This window comes from Marinobacter mobilis (assembly GCF_900106945.1).
GTDB classification, from domain to species: domain Bacteria; phylum Pseudomonadota; class Gammaproteobacteria; order Pseudomonadales; family Oleiphilaceae; genus Marinobacter; species Marinobacter mobilis.
In genome coordinates this window covers 168039-180822 of sequence record NZ_FNNE01000009.1, presented here as the reverse complement: position 1 = coordinate 180822, position 12784 = coordinate 168039, and the positions used below count along the sequence as shown (strand labels likewise).

Annotated in this window: 11 protein-coding genes and 1 tRNA gene; all 12 read left to right on the top strand. The window is 58.0% G+C overall.

The features are described 5' to 3' along the window. Positions 1 to 18 precede the first annotated feature (18 nt). A complete protein-coding gene (gene flgC / locus BLV11_RS14745; protein ID WP_091816195.1) occupies positions 19 to 462 on the top strand; it encodes a flagellar basal body rod protein FlgC in 444 nt (147 codons plus the stop codon). 19 nt (positions 463 to 481) lie between these two features. Beyond that, entirely contained in the window at positions 482 to 1153 is a 672-nt protein-coding gene (locus tag BLV11_RS14740) for a flagellar hook assembly protein FlgD (protein ID WP_091816191.1), read from the top strand. A 26-nt stretch (positions 1154 to 1179) separates the two neighbouring features. Next, positions 1180 to 3057: a flagellar hook protein FlgE gene (locus tag BLV11_RS14735; protein WP_091816187.1), complete on the top strand. Its 1878-nt coding sequence runs from the start codon at positions 1180 to 1182 to the stop codon at positions 3055 to 3057. Between the two features lie 155 nt (positions 3058 to 3212). Beyond that, positions 3213 to 3965 (top strand): flagellar basal body rod protein FlgF, encoded by a 753-nt coding sequence (locus BLV11_RS14730; protein ID WP_091816180.1) that lies wholly within the window; start codon positions 3213 to 3215, stop codon positions 3963 to 3965. A gap of 81 nt (positions 3966 to 4046) precedes the next feature. Continuing rightward, positions 4047 to 4835: a flagellar basal-body rod protein FlgG gene (flgG, locus tag BLV11_RS14725; protein WP_091816177.1), complete on the top strand. Its 789-nt coding sequence runs from the start codon at positions 4047 to 4049 to the stop codon at positions 4833 to 4835. Positions 4836 to 4900: 65 nt separating this feature from the next. Beyond that, complete coding sequence (flgH, locus tag BLV11_RS14720) at positions 4901 to 5605, top strand: flagellar basal body L-ring protein FlgH (protein ID WP_091816172.1); 705 nt, start codon at positions 4901 to 4903, stop codon at positions 5603 to 5605. Continuing rightward, positions 5602 to 6702, top strand: a complete 1101-nt coding sequence (locus BLV11_RS14715; RefSeq protein ID WP_091816169.1) for a flagellar basal body P-ring protein FlgI — start codon at positions 5602 to 5604, stop codon at positions 6700 to 6702. The genes flgH and BLV11_RS14715 overlap by 4 nt, the downstream gene beginning before the upstream one ends. Positions 6703 to 6710: 8 nt before the next feature. Next, entirely contained in the window at positions 6711 to 7721 is a 1011-nt protein-coding gene (flgJ, locus tag BLV11_RS14710) for a flagellar assembly peptidoglycan hydrolase FlgJ (protein ID WP_091816164.1), read from the top strand. A 5-nt stretch (positions 7722 to 7726) separates the two neighbouring features. Continuing rightward, entirely contained in the window at positions 7727 to 9781 is a 2055-nt protein-coding gene (gene flgK, locus BLV11_RS14705; RefSeq protein ID WP_091816161.1) for a flagellar hook-associated protein FlgK, read from the top strand. 20 nt (positions 9782 to 9801) lie between these two features. Continuing rightward, a complete protein-coding gene (gene flgL, locus BLV11_RS18560; RefSeq protein ID WP_245726044.1) occupies positions 9802 to 11388 on the top strand; it encodes a flagellar hook-associated protein FlgL in 1587 nt (528 codons plus the stop codon). 103 nt (positions 11389 to 11491) lie between these two features. Next, a tRNA-Leu gene (locus BLV11_RS14690) sits at positions 11492 to 11578 on the top strand. 125 nt (positions 11579 to 11703) lie between these two features. Next, on the top strand, positions 11704 to 12777 hold the full coding sequence (gene queA, locus BLV11_RS14685; protein WP_091816157.1) for a tRNA preQ1(34) S-adenosylmethionine ribosyltransferase-isomerase QueA: 1074 nt from the start codon (positions 11704 to 11706) through the stop codon (positions 12775 to 12777). Positions 12778 to 12784: the final 7 nt, after the last annotated feature.

The window sequence follows — 12784 nt, the reverse complement described above, 5'->3', positions numbered from 1 at the left end:
AAGAGAAGGAGAGACGTGATGTCCCTTGGAAGTATTTTCGATATTGCCGGTTCCGGAATGACCGCTCAGTCACTGCGGCTGAACACCACGGCCTCGAACATCGCCAATGCAGAAACCGCAAGCTCCAGCGTTGACAGCACCTATCGTGCCCGCAAGCCGGTCTTTGCCGCCATCCAGCAGGAAATGCTCGGGGCTCAGGGGCAGGGATTTGGTGGTGCGCAGGGGCCGGGTGCCGGAGTAAGGGTGGAAGGTATTGTTGAGAGCGATGCGGAACTGCAGATGCGCTACCAACCGGATCATCCGGCCGCCAATGAAGATGGCTATGTGTTCTACCCCAACGTCAATGTGGTTGAGGAAATGGCGGACATGATGTCGTCATCCCGCAGTTTCCAGATGAACGTGGACGTCATGAATACCGCCAAATCCATGATGCAGCGCATCCTGACCCTGGGCCAGCAGTAACCGATCGAGGAACGCGAACATGAGCACGGTTAACGGTACAACCAACGAAGTCCTTAGTCAGTACCAGCTGCAAAGCACAGGGTCCGGCAAGAACAGTGAACTCGGGAAGAATGAATTCCTGGAGCTGATGCTGGCACAGCTGGAGAACCAGAACCCTCTGGAACCCCAGGACAATGGTGAGTTCATTTCCCAGCTGGCGCAGTTCAGCTCGCTGGAGGAGATGCAGGGAGTGTCGAATTCCATCGGCGATATGGTTGGTGAGTTCCGTTCATCCCAGGCGCTTCAGGCGTCTGCCATGGTTGGACGTTCGGTGCTGGTTCCCGGCACTGCCAGCCGCCTGGTCGAAGGCGGTGAGATTGCAGGCAGCGTCGCGGTGCAGCAGTCCACGTCGAACCTGACCATCTCCATCAAGAATAGTGCCGGGGAGCTGGTCCATCAGATTGATGTGGGTGCGGCAGACGCCGGCTACCACAAGTTCAGCTGGGACGGTCTGGATGGCAACGGCGAACAATTGCCGCCTGGCAAATATGAAATCGTCGCCCAGGGTAATTATGGCGGTGGTACCGAACAGCTTGGAACCCTGATCAGCGCCAACGTTGACAGTGTTTCGTTGGGTAGTGAAGGCAGGATCACCCTGAATCTGGCCCATATGGGTTCGATCGGACTGTCTGATGTCTACCAGATCAACTAATCCAGAGACGATTTACGAGGTGCAACATGGCTTTTAATACAGGGCTAAGCGGTTTACGGGCAGCTTCGGTGGATCTGGACGTAACCGGTCACAACATTGCTAACGCCAGTACCGTCGGCTTCAAGAGCAGCCGTGCGGAATTTGGTGACCTTTATGCCAGCGGCTTTCTGAGCGGTGGAAACAACACCATCGGTGATGGGGTCCGGGTTCAGGATATTCAGCAGAACTTTGGTCAAGGCAACATCAGCTTTACCGACAATGGCCTGGATCTGGCCATCAACGGTGACGGCTTCTTTGTATTGAGTAACGGTGGCGAGATCCGCTACTCCCGCGCCGGTCAGTTCGGTGTTGATGTGGACGGCTTTGTGATCAATAACCAGAATATGCGAGTGCAGGGCTACCAGGCGGATGACGATGGCAACCTGTCCGGTATTCGTGGTGATCTGCAGATCGATACCGCCAACCTGGCGCCACGCAGGACCACCAGTCTTGAAACCGACGTCAACCTGGATTCCCGGGAAGAGGTGCTGGAAAGTCAGGTGTCCGTGCTGGCAGATGTAGGGCAGGCGGAAGTGGGCGGCACCTCGTTTCCGGCAGAAGTTGTGACCGTCACCTACAGCGATGGTACCACCCAGAATGCGTCTATTCCGGCTGGTTCATCGGCTGCCGACGTGGTTGATGTACTGAGCCAGATGGACGGTGTCAGTGCGTCAGCGACCACCGAGACGACCCTGACCGGCCTTGATGACGCATTCATTGCGGTGGGTGGGTTTGACTTCCAGCTGGAGCTTGACGGCGTCTCGGTACCTATTGATACCACAGGTGTTACCGACCTCAACTCGCTGGTGGATGCCATAAATAACTCAACCGCCACCACGGTGTCCGCGTCCATTGTGTCTGGTGAGCTGCGTATCATCGATAATCGCGGCAATACGGTCACGACCACCTATTCAAACACGGCCGCAACCGTTGGTCCCCAGACCCAGTTGGGCACGGTCCGGGTTCAGGCCGACCGTAGCGTCACCGATCTCGCCTCAGACACCGGCACCTTCGGCACCGCTTGGGATGGCCGTACCCTGCAGATCACCAATTCTTTCAATCCGGCTGATCAGCGGACCTATAACCACGCAACGTCGACAACGCTCTACGACAGTTTGGGCAACCCGCATGTACTGACCCAGTTCTACGTCAAGGACCCGGCGCCGGGGAACGGCGTTGGTCAGAGCCAGTGGTCAATCTATTTGCAGATCGATGGTGAATATGTCGGCGGTACGGATATCAGTCCCTATCAGGCCCGTTTCGATCAGGACGGTACGCTGCTGTCTATCAATGGCGACCCTTCCGGCGAGATTGTGATTACCGACTGGACGCCCAAGGATGCCAGTGGCGCTCCCAACGGGGCTGACGGTCCTCCTGGGCCGGGAGTGACCGTGGTGAGTCCGATTCCGGATCCTCCCACAAGTTCTGCCTTTGTGATCAATCTGGCCGACACCACTCAGTACGGCAGTGATTTCGGGGTCAACGACCAGCGTCAGAACGGCTATACCACCGGACGTTTGTCCGGACTGGATGTCTCTGATGAAGGGGTTCTGTTTGCCCGTTACACCAACGGCCAGTCCAAGGCGCTGGGGCAGGTCGCTCTGGCGACCTTCAACAACACGGATGGTCTGAGCCCGGTGGGCGAAACGTCCTGGGTGGAAACCTTTGAATCCGGTCAGCCCATTGTGGGGCAGCCCGGCACCGGTACCCTTGGTGCGATCAAGGCGAGTTCGGTAGAGGAGTCCAACGTCGACCTGTCTGAGGAGTTGGTGAACCTGATCATCGCCCAGCGAAACTATCAGGCCAACGCCAAGACCATCGAAACCTCTGATGCGATTACCCAGACCATCATCAACCTCCGCTAAGTAGCCGTTCCGGCTTCGCTCCCGCTCCCCCGGGCCCCATGACATGGTGGCGCTCCGGGGCGGGCGGGGGTGCGCTCTCGTTGCCTGGTTCATAAATGGCACGACTCCTGCATTGTGACTACTAACAGTCAAAATTCCGGCAGGAGTTGTCCGTTATGGATAAGTCACTCTACATCGGTATGTCCGGTGCGAAGCAGAACATGCTGTCGCAGCGGGCGCACGCCAACAATCTGGCAAACGTTAACACCACGGGCTTCAAGCGTGATTTTGCCCAGGCTCGCAGCATGCCGGTGTTTGGCGAACATTATCCGACCCGCGCCTACGCCATGACTGAGCGCCCGGGCACTGACCTGGCGGCAGGCGCGCTCATGGACACCGGCCGTAAGCTGGACGTGGCCGTTGAAGGTGACGGCTGGCTGAGCATCCAGAATGCCCAGGGACAGGAAGTGTTCTCGCGCTCCGGCAGCCTTCAGATCGACGTCAATGGCCTGCTTCGTAATGCCAATGGGGACCTTGTACTCGGTAATGGCGGCCCCGTGGCTTTGCCTCCTTTCGATAACGTGGAAGTTGGCGCCGACGGCACGATATCGATCGTTCCCGTGGGCGGTCCACCGGATCAACTGGTAGTGGTGGACCGGTTAAAACTGGTCAACCCGCCGCGTGACGCACTGGAGAAAGGTGAGGATGGCTACATCCGGCGCAAGGCCGACCAGGCCCTGGGCGGAGCGGAGCCTGTCGACGGCAATCTCAGGGTTGCCACCGGATTCCTTGAGAGTTCCAACGTTAACGCCGTGGAAGAAATGATCGCCAACCTGGAGCTTTCGCGCCAGTTTGAAATGCAGATCAAGATCATGCGAACCGCGAACGACAATTCTGAGGCAGCGGCACGGCTGTTGCAGAACCTTTGATACGAATCATGAATCATCGCCGGTGAGGGCTAAGCGGCAATTTATGGCCGCTTCCAGAGTTTGACCGGCAAGGAGCAGAAGATGCATCCAGCACTGTGGGTTAGTAAGACCGGGTTAAGTGCCCAGGACACCAACATGTCCACCATCTCCAATAACCTGGCGAACGTGAATACCACCGGCTTCAAACGCGACCGGGCGGTGTTCCAGGATCTGTTGTACCAGATCAATCGTCAGCCCGGCGGCCTTAATACCGAGAACTCGGAGCTGCCCTCCGGCCTCCAGCTTGGTACCGGGGTGCGGGTGGTCGGAACCGCCAAGCAGTTTTCCCAGGGTAACCTGCAGATTACCGAGCAGCCGTTGGACATGGCGGTCAACGGGCGGGGGTTTTTCCAGGTCTTGATGCCGGATGGGGCGATCGCCTATACCCGCGACGGTCAGTTCCAGCTCAACTCCAACGGCGAGGTTGTGACTCCGGATGGCTATACCCTGGAGCCGAACATCACGGTACCGGACAACGCCACCACCCTGACCATTGGTAAGGACGGCACGGTAACAGCCATTGTGGATGATCAGGCCAGCCCGCAGAACCTTGGCCAGATCACCCTGGTGGACTTTATCAATCCACAGGGCCTGCAGGCCGTTGGTAACAACCTGTTCCGGGAAACCAATGCCAGTGGTGACCCGCAGGAAGGTGAGGCCGGCATCAATGGCCTGGGCGCCATTGAGCAAGGCACCATTGAATCGTCCAACGTCGAGGTGGTGGAGGAACTGGTTAACATGATCACCACCCAGCGTGCCTATGAAATGAACTCAAAAGTGGTGTCCACCACCGATGAGATGCTGCAGTTCATCACCAATAACATTGGCTAATTGCGCTAATGGGCTGGTGACGCAGTAGAGGTTTGGAAGCTGCAGAGCTTTGAGAGGTAACTGAGATGAAGGCCACGACAATCACCCTGTTTCGACCGAGAGGCACTCTTGCGGCGGGCGCTGTGCTTATGCTCGCGCTGTTGCAGGGTTGTACCGCGGTGACCCGTCCCCGGCCAGTGCCGGACGACCCCGCCTACGCGCCGGTACGGGCGCAATCCATGGCGGCCCAGGATGTCCATAACGGTTCCATCTATCAGTCTGCACGCAACTACAACTTCTATGGCGACACGGTTGCGCTCAACGTCGGTGACATTCTCACCGTAACGCTGCAGGAATCCACCGAGGCGAGCAAGTCAGCCGAGAGTTCCATCACCAAGGACAGCGAGCTGTCGTTGCCGGAGCCGGTTCTGTTTGGCCGCAACAGCCTGGGTTTGGTGACCAGCGCCAATTATGAGCGGGATTTTGACGGCTCCGCAGAAGCGGACCAAAGCAATAGTCTGGATGGCAGTATCACTGTCAGTGTGATTGAAGTGCTGTCCAACGGTGTCTTGCGAATTCGCGGTGAAAAATGGATCTCACTCACCAATGGTGACGAGTACATCCGATTGACCGGTATGGTGCGTCCGCAGGACATCTCCCCGAATAACACGGTCGCCTCCAATCGCATTGCCGATGCCCGTATCGCCTACGGCGGTACCGGTGATTTTGATCAGGCCAATCAGATGGGTTGGCTGTCGCGCTTCTTTAACAGCGAATGGTGGCCACTATGAGCATGCTGAAATCGTTGGTTGTGGTGTTCTCCCTGGCCATGATGGCTGCCGGCCCGGTGTTGGCCGATCGCCTCAAGGATCTGGCTCGCATTCAGGGCGTCCGCAACAACCAGTTGGTGGGATATGGCCTGGTGGTTGGTCTCGATGGCACGGGTGACAAAGCGCCGTTTACCAATCAGACCTTCCGCAACATGATGAATCAGTTTGGGGTCACCATTCCGGAAGGCACCAACCCCAACCTGGCCAACGTGGCCGCGGTTACCGTGCATGCGACTCTGCCGCCGTTCGCCAAGCCCGGGCAGGAGCTGGACATTACGGTTTCGTCCATTGGTAATGCTGACAGTCTGCGTGGCGGAAGCCTTCTGATGACGCCGCTGAAAGGCGCTGACGGGCAAGTCTATGCCATGGCTCAGGGCAGTCTGGTGGTGGGTGGTTTTGGTGCTTCCGGCGCTGATGGTTCAAGAATCACCGTCAATGTCCCGAGTGTGGGTCGTATCCCGAACGGTGCCACCATCGAGCGGGAAGTCATTTCATCGTTCCAGCAGGGCGACACCATTACCTTCAACCTGCTGCGTCCGGATTTCACCACCGCCCGTCGGGTGGTTGAGGTGGTCAATGGCACATTGGGACCGGACATGGCTTATGCCCATGACGCAACTTCGGTTTCAGTCAGGGCTCCGAGGGATCCTTCCCAGCGGGTCAGTTTCCTGTCGATTCTGGAAAACCTGGAGGTGGACCCTGCGGAAGATGCCGCCAAGGTGGTGATCAACAGCCGCACCGGGACCATTGTTGTCGGCCAGAACGTAAAGGTGAGCCCGGCGGCCATTACTCACGGCAATTTGACGGTGACCATTGAGGAAAACCCCGAAGTCAGCCAACCCGGAGCGTTCGCGGGCGGCGATACCGCGATTACCCAGAACACCCAGATAGCGATTACCGAAGAACCGGCCCGCATGTTCCAGTTTGGTCCGGCTACCACGCTGAATGACATCGTTCAGGCGGTGAACCAGGTGGGTGCCGCCCCCGGCGATGTGATGGCGGTTCTTGAAGCGCTCAAGCAGGCCGGGGCACTTCGTGCCCAGTTGATCGTGATATAGGTGATGTGATGCAGGATTTCCGGTTACAGCAGGCTCAGGTCTATACCGAATTCAGCGGATTGAATGCGATCAAGACGCAGGCGCGTAGCGACAAACAGGCGGCCCTTGAGCAAGTTGCCAAGCAATTTGAGGGCATCTTCATCTCTGAAATGCTGAAGTCCATGCGCCAGGCTAATGATGTGTTTGCCGAAGGTAATTACCTCAACACCTCACAGTCAAAACTGTATCGGGACATGTTTGATAGCCAGCTGAGTCTGACGATGTCCGGTAATGAGGGGATGGGGCTGGCGCAGGCGCTGGTCCGTCAGCTGGGGCGTCAGATTCCCGGTGTGTCGGGTTCCGCCGGGGAAAATGGCGGTAATCTGCGCAGCATTACCGATTACGATCGCAGTCTGCCGCCCCTGAGCCGGGACTTGCCAGAACGTCTGGCTGAGGTTGAACAGGTGGCCAGCGAACTGCCTGTGCACCCTGCAAGCAGCCTGACTGAGGGGCAGGATGCGCTGCCCACCACGTTCGAATCACCGGAGCAGTTTGTTGGCCATCTGTTGCCACTGGCTGAACGGGCCGCATCCGGAACCGGCATTGATCCCCGTCTGATGGTGGCGCAGGCCGCCCTGGAAACTGGCTGGGGGCGTCACATGATCGAAGCGTCTGACGGCGCGCCCAGCTTTAACCTGTTCGGTATCAAGGCGGATCAGCGCTGGGCGGGCGACAGCGTCGATATCACGACCTCGGAATACCGTGATGGTGTGCGGATGAGTGAGCAGGCGGCCTTTCGCCGTTACACCGATTTTGAAGCCAGCTTCCGCGATTACGTGCAGTTTCTGGGTGACAACCCTCGTTACCGCGATGTACTGGAAGTGGCTGAGAATCCTGAACTGTTTGCCCAGCGCCTGCAGCAGGCCGGTTACGCCACCGACCCGAACTACGCCAACAAGATCCTGCGGATCATGGCTGGCGACCAGTTGAGCAATGACCCGGGTGCCGCACCGCTGGTATCCCAGGGGACTGAGGGGTAATCATTATGGCTGGTCTTATCAATATCGGCCTTACCGGTGTGCTCGGCCATCAGGCGGCTCTGAACACCACCGGTAACAACATTACTAACGCCAATACTGCGGGTTACAGTCGGCAGGAGGTGGTGTTCGAGACCCAGGACGGTCGCCGCACCGGTGCCGGAACCATTGGGACCGGTGTAAATATTTCCGATGTGCGCCGTCTCGCCAACGAGTATCTGGTGGAGCAGGTTCGTTCGGATACCTCTCTGGCATCCGAGCAGCAGGCGCTGAACTCCGAACTGAGCCGGCTTGATAACCTGCTGGGTGGTGAGAATACCGGCATGAACGAGGCGTTGAACAACCTGTTTGCGGCCTTGCAGAGTGCGGCGGAAGACCCTGCGTCGTTGCCGCAACGCCAGCTGGTGTTGAGTGAAGCCCAGGCGATTGTTGATCGTTTCCGGGCGTTGCAGTCCGAGTTCATCCAGCAGCGGGAATCGGTCAAGAGCCAGATGCAGCAGGGCGTCAAGGATGCCAACACGCTGATCCAGACCGTTGCGGATCTGAACCAGGCGATTTCAGAATCACCGGGGCTGGCCCAGGGCCACGACCCCAACGAATTGCTCGATAAGCGCGATGAAGCGCTGCGTCAATTGTCCGAGATTGTATCGGTGCGCGTTATCCCGGCCCAGGGTGGGCAGGTCAATGTGTTGCTGAGCAATGGCCAGGCCCTGGTTGTGGGCAACGAAACTGCGAAGCTGGGTACCCGCACCAGTGCAGAGGATCCGACCCGGCTCGAGTTTACGCTGACAACTGCTGGCCGCCGCGAGGAAGTCGTGGATGACCAGATTACCGGCGGCACCCTCGGGGGACTGAGACGTTTTGAGGCCGAGGCGCTGAATCCGGCGTTTGATGAGCTGGGGCGTGTGGCCATTGCGCTGGCAGACAACCTCAACCATCAGCACGAAATCGGCATGGATCTGGAGGGTGAGCTGGGTGGTTTGCTGTTCTCGGACATCAACAGCGTTGCCGCCAAACGCAGCCGGGTAACGGCCAGTGCCAACAATCAGCAGCCTCAGGATGCGGTGATCGGCGTTGAGATTAGTGACTCCAGCCAGCTACCCGCCAGCAGCTGGACCCTCCGTTTCACTGGCGACGGCCGGAATTACGATGTCATCGACCGCAGTTCAGGGCGGGTGGTGAACCAGGGGCGCCTGCCAGATCCGCTGCCGGCAGAAATTACCCTGGACGGCTTCAATATCCAGATTGAGGGTGGCACCTTTAACGCGGGCGACAGCTTCCTTATCCAGCCGACCCATCTGGGGGCGGCAAACATTGATCTGTTGGTGGACCGGGAAGAGGACCTGGCGTTTGCCAGTCCGGTGCGTGCGGAGTCCGATATCGGAAACGGCGGGGATGCAGCCATCAATCAGGGCACCATGCTGAACGTGCGCAACCCGCTGTCCAACGCCATCCTGCCGGAATTCCAGACCCGGGGGGAGCTCAGTCCTCCGATGGAAATTCGCTTCCGCGATGACGGCGGTACGCTGGTCTACGACATCCTCGATGCCAACGATCCCACCAACGTGTTGGTCGCAGGGGATGCCGCCGCCATTCCACCCCAGAACGTCTACCAGCAGGGTATCGCTAACCCGCTGTTCAGCGAGGACCCCACCGATCCGAATTATCGTGGGTTCCAGTTCGAGATCAGCGGGAATCCCCAGGCCGGTGACAGCTTCTACATCAATTACAACACCAATGGCGTGTCCGATAACCGCAACGCTGAGCTGATGGCGGCGCTGGAAACCGCCAACACCATGAATGGCGGCACCCAGAATTTCACGGAGGGCTACGCCGGCCTGGTTGAGAATGTCGGGGTTCAAACCCGCCAGAGCCAACTGGACCTTGATGCCAGCCAGACTCTGCTTGACCAGTCGGTTGCCCAGCGGGAGTCCGTGTCCGGGGTCAATCTGGATGAAGAGGCGGGGCGGCTTATCCAGTATCAGGCGGCCTACAATGCGTCGGCCCAGGTAATGAGTGTGGCCCAGAGCCTGTTTGACACCCTGTTGTCGACCTTCAGGTAAGGAGCGCGAGGTAATTAACTATGATCAGGATTTCATCCCAGCAGATCTTTTCAAACGGGATCAGCCGACTCCAGAGCCTGAACGCCAATATTCAGCGGACAGAGGAGCAGATCTCCACCGGCAAGAAGGTGAACCGGGCGTCTGATGATCCTGTCGCCGCCGCCCGCATCCTAAAACTGGATCAGGAAGTGGCTCGTATCGAGCAGTTTCAGCGTAACGCCGGGTTGGCGGAAAATCGTCTCAATCAGGAAGAGGGAGCATTGAGCAGCATGGTCGATGTGGTTCAGCGGGTGCGGGAACTCACCGTGCAGGCCGGCAATGCGACCCTCTCGGACAACGACCGGGATTCCATTGCGTCCGAATTGCGGCAGCGTCTGGATCAGCTGGCGAACCTTACCAATACCCGGGATGCCTCTGGAGAGTATATTTTCAGTGGCTTCCAGGGGGATACGCCAGCCTTCGGCAAGAATATCTCAGGGCATTATGTCTATCAGGGCGACGAAGGGCAGCGCTTCCTGGAAATTGATGATGGCGTCCGGATTGCCATCAGTGATCACGGCAAAGGCGTCTTCGTCGATATTCCCAGCGCTCATACCACCTTCTTTGCTGAAGCCAGTCCGGCCAACGCCTCCTCGGCGCAGATCAGTACCGGTATGGTGCTTGACCAGGATGCCTACGATACCTTTGTCGACTCGCTGAACGGCGATGACCTGGTGGTCCGCTTCCAGGATGATGGCGCTGGCGGACTCAACTACGAGGTCGTGGCCAAGAGCGAGCCGGAACCGAAGACTGTACTTTCCACCGGAGCGTATACCAGCGGTGAAAGCATTGTGTTCGAGGGTATTCAGTTTGAGATTACGGGCGCCCAGCTGAACGATACCTTCAATATCAAGACGTCAGGCAAGCAGTCTTTGTTCTCCAGTATCGAGAAGCTCATCTATGGGCTGGAGCAGCAGCCGCTGACCCCGGCTCAGGCGACTATAGACGGTGCCACCGGTTTTACTCCGAATACCGGTGATGTCATGTACATCAACGGCATTGCACTGGGGCCGTTTACGGCCGGAGATACGGTTGCCGATCTGAATGCGGCCATTAATGGCAGTATTGAGTTACAGCAGGCGGGTGTCAGCTCGGAGCTGGACGGTAACCAGCTGGTTATTACAGGGCAGGGGCAGGATTTGCGGATTTCCGCCGCTGATGAAAGTGTGGCTCCGGCTGTGACCACCTGGACCGGAGACCTCGCGGTGACCGGTGGCAAGTTTGAGGACCTCAGTGTGGTCGCTGGTGTGGGGGTGACAAGCATCAATGTGGCCAGTGGTCAGCAGGCCTTTTACGATCTCATCGCGGATTCGCTGATCAACCTCGATAATGTTCAGGACAGTGTGCTCCGGACCCAGACCGAACTGGGTGGGCGCATGAACGCGGTGGAGTCAACCGCAGACTTTCTTGAAGATTCCTCCACCTACAGCAAGGACATTCGTTCCCAGCTGCAGGATGTGGACTTCGCAGAAGCCATCAGTACGCTCAGTTTCCAGAGCTTTGTTCTGCAGGCAGCTCAGCAGTCATTTGCCCAGGTGTCACAGCTGAGTCTGTTTGATCGCCTGTAGAGATGGGGATGGGAAAGCAACCGTCGTCTGTTAAAAATAACGCGTCGATGTCACATGTTGTTGATTTAAGGATTGGCGTCAGTATAATTCCCAGTCTCGCGATGCCAGCGTGGTGAAATTGGTAGACACAGGGGATTCAAAATCCCCCGGGGTAAAACCCGTGGCGGTTCGAGTCCGCCCGCTGGTACCAACATTTTAGTAGGTAGATATGCCGGGACAAGGTGTTAGTGTTCACGCCGGAAATCCCCGCCTAAGCATATCGGCCTCGGGTCCGTTGCCCGCCGCCTATCGCGGTTTCCTTGAACAGTCCTTCCAATGAATGTCTCCGATTTTCACTTTGATTTGCCGGATGAGCTGATCGCTCGCTACCCGCTTGCGGAACGCAGCGCTTCCCGTTTACTCACCCTTGATGGCCTCAGTGGCGCCATTGATCATCGTGGTTTCACAGATCTGCCCGCGTTCCTTCAGCCTGGCGATCTGCTGGTATTCAACAATACCCGGGTTATCCCTGCACGGTTGTTCGGCAGGAAGGAAACCGGCGGACAGCTTGAGATCCTGGTGGAACGGGTGCTCGACGAGCACGAAGTGCTGGCTCACGTGCGTGCCTCCAAGTCCCCAAAACCGGGGCAGGCGATTATCGCTGAGGACGGCACGGTGTTGCGCATGATCGAGCGTCAGGATGCGTTGTTCCGGCTCCGTTGCGAAGCTGCAGAGCCGGTGCTGGACGTCCTTGATCGTATTGGGCACATGCCATTACCCCCTTATGTTGATCGTCCTGATGAAGAGGCAGACCGGGAGCGCTATCAGACCGTTTATGCCGAACAGGCGGGCGCTGTGGCGGCACCGACCGCAGGGCTGCATTTTGATAACGCGATTATCGAACGGCTGCGGTCCCAGGGTATCAATACCGCCTTTGTAACCCTGCACGTAGGGGCAGGGACGTTCCAGCCGGTCCGGGTTGAACGGATTGAAGATCATGTCATGCACAGTGAAATCGCCCAGGTTCCGGAAGAAACGGTCGAGGCGGTACGCCGGACCCGGGAGCAGGGTGGGCGGGTGATTGCGGTGGGTACGACGTCCGTACGCTCTCTCGAATCCGCCAGTCGCGGTGGAAAGTTACGGACGTTCCATGGCGAAACCGACATCTTTATTCATCCGGGCTATCGCTTCCAGACGGTCGATGCCATGGTAACCAACTTCCATTTGCCGGAATCCACGTTGATCATGCTGGTCAGCGCGTTCGCTGGCTATGAGAATGTAATGGCGGCCTATCACGAAGCCATTCGGGAGCGCTATCGCTTCTTCAGCTATGGCGATGCCATGTTTGTTACCGGCCAGGAGCCCAGCCTGGGCGCACTCGCCGGCCTATCTCACGGGGGAGACAGATAGTGAGCTA

Bases quoted from the DNA above. Each gene is read 5' to 3' on its own strand.
- flgC (WP_091816195.1), top strand. From the start codon at position 19: ATGTCCCTTGGAAGTATTTTCGATATTGCCGGTTCCGGAATGACCGCT.
- BLV11_RS14740 (WP_091816191.1), top strand. From the start codon at position 482: ATGAGCACGGTTAACGGTACAACCAACGAAGTCCTTAGTCAGTACCAG.
- BLV11_RS14735 (WP_091816187.1), top strand. From the start codon at position 1,180: ATGGCTTTTAATACAGGGCTAAGCGGTTTACGGGCAGCTTCGGTGGAT.
- BLV11_RS14730 (WP_091816180.1), top strand. From the start codon at position 3,213: ATGGATAAGTCACTCTACATCGGTATGTCCGGTGCGAAGCAGAACATG.
- flgG (WP_091816177.1), top strand. From the start codon at position 4,047: ATGCATCCAGCACTGTGGGTTAGTAAGACCGGGTTAAGTGCCCAGGAC.
- flgH (WP_091816172.1), top strand. From the start codon at position 4,901: ATGAAGGCCACGACAATCACCCTGTTTCGACCGAGAGGCACTCTTGCG.
- BLV11_RS14715 (WP_091816169.1), top strand. From the start codon at position 5,602: ATGAGCATGCTGAAATCGTTGGTTGTGGTGTTCTCCCTGGCCATGATG.
- flgJ (WP_091816164.1), top strand. From the start codon at position 6,711: ATGCAGGATTTCCGGTTACAGCAGGCTCAGGTCTATACCGAATTCAGC.
- flgK (WP_091816161.1), top strand. From the start codon at position 7,727: ATGGCTGGTCTTATCAATATCGGCCTTACCGGTGTGCTCGGCCATCAG.
- flgL (WP_245726044.1), top strand. From the start codon at position 9,802: ATGATCAGGATTTCATCCCAGCAGATCTTTTCAAACGGGATCAGCCGA.
- queA (WP_091816157.1), top strand. From the start codon at position 11,704: ATGAATGTCTCCGATTTTCACTTTGATTTGCCGGATGAGCTGATCGCT.